This is a genomic window from Pseudomonas sp. DE0010, assembly GCF_007680745.1.
Classification (GTDB): Bacteria; Pseudomonadota; Gammaproteobacteria; order Pseudomonadales; family Pseudomonadaceae; genus Aquipseudomonas; species Aquipseudomonas parafulva_B.
This window is the reverse complement of sequence record NZ_VEJQ01000182.1, coordinates 1-285: the sequence shown is the minus strand read 5'-3', so window position 1 is coordinate 285 and position 285 is coordinate 1. Positions and strand designations below refer to the sequence as shown.

At 71.9% G+C, this 285-nt stretch carries 1 protein-coding gene; it reads left to right on the top strand.

Features of this window, described 5'->3' with window-relative positions; translation table 11 throughout:
• Positions 1-285: SDR family oxidoreductase (locus tag FS767_RS22160; RefSeq protein ID WP_144968243.1), on the top strand; the 285-nt coding region annotated here is incomplete at both ends.

Below are 285 nucleotides of genomic sequence, written 5' to 3'. Positions count from 1 at the left end.
CATCGCGGCGCGTCTGGGCTCGCCCAACGAATACGTCGACTATGCCGCCAGCAAGGCGGCGCTGGACACCCTGACCTTGGGCCTCGCCAAGGAACTCGGCCCGCACGGGGTGCGGGTCAATGCGGTGCGACCCGGCGTGACCCTTACCGACATCCACGCCAGCGGCGGCCAGCCGGGCCGCGCCGAGCGCCTGGGCGTGACCACTCCGCTGGGGCGTGCAGGCGAGGCCGAGGAGATCGCCGCCGGCATCCTCTGGCTGCTGTCGGACGAAGCCTCCTACACCAC